Source organism: Microcoleus sp. Pol12A5, from assembly GCF_036701435.1.
Taxonomy (GTDB): Bacteria; Cyanobacteriota; Cyanobacteriia; order Cyanobacteriales; family Microcoleaceae; genus Microcoleus.
This window is the reverse complement of sequence record NZ_JAUBQU010000313.1, coordinates 1-1130: the sequence shown is the minus strand read 5'-3', so window position 1 is coordinate 1130 and position 1130 is coordinate 1. Positions and strand designations below refer to the sequence as shown.

The following is a 1130-nucleotide window of genomic DNA, read 5'->3' as shown; positions in this document are numbered from 1 at the left end:
CGCAGTTCGTTATAACCGTCTTCCCCAACCGGAATTCGCTTTTCTAAACGCTTCCACATCGCCCTCGCATTATCCAACTGCCATTGCGAGTACCTCAGCATATTGGCGCTGAGATCGAAGGTATTTGCAGCGGGATCGAGAATATCAACAGAATCCTCATCGGGCGCGTAAGCTAATTGCTGTTCCGCAGCGCGGCTGGCAATTTGTTGCAGCGCTGGTAAGTCGCTGTTCGGGTTTGCGCCGCCAATCACCTTGTAACCATACTCGATCGCCCAATCGTCGTAAGGCCCTACAATGTTTGGAAAATAGTCGCCCTGCACAGTTCCCTGCGGTGCCAAATTAATCGGTACATAATCCATTACCGAGGCCACCATACCTTGGGTGCGAGTTACCTGAGTATTGTTCAAATCCTCCGGTTGCAGCATCGTACTCCCGTGAAAATTGTGCCTCAAACCAAGAGTGTGACCGACTTCGTGCGCCGTCAAATATCTGATATATTCATTCACATAATTGTCAATTGTCGGACTGCTAGGCGCTGCATTTTCCAACAGATCCATCGACATGGCCCCCATCGCAAACTGGCGGCTCGATTCTAACCCAAAACACATATCCGAACTCGACATCAACCGCGATAAAGGCTCTCGCTTTTGCTCTTGGTATCTTTCTACCAAAGTCGGCAAATCATCAGCAATTCCACCTCGACCATTTTCCCCGCTGCTTTTTCCTAAATCCCCATTTTCTAGCACATTCAAATAGCGAGAATACATTCCAAACTGACACGGATTAGTATTAGAACCGTTTCGCCCTTGAAAACTCTTAGATAGCGATCTATTTTGTTCGACCAAAGACCGATAACCCTGTTTGATTTCCCGTACAACATTAGCATCCAACAGAATGTCAGCATCCAAGATTTCCCCCGTCAGCGGGTTAGTGCGAGACGGCCCAATGCCGGCAAACTGAGGCTCAAAAGAACTCGACCAGCGGATAGTATTGTAGCGAACGTCAGCCGGGTCCCATTTAGCATTGTCCGGCATTTGTTTGACCTGAATTGCCTCAGTAAAACCTGCCTTTTCAAAAGCTTTGTTCCACTCCAAAACGCCCTCGCGAATTGCGTTTCGGTATTCGGGAGG

Annotated in this window: 1 protein-coding gene; it reads right to left on the bottom strand. The window is 48.6% G+C overall.

Features of this window, described 5'->3' with window-relative positions:
* Positions 1-1130 (bottom strand): zinc-dependent metalloprotease (locus tag QUA45_RS28945; protein ID WP_333223399.1); only part of this gene is annotated, 1130 nt, incomplete at both ends.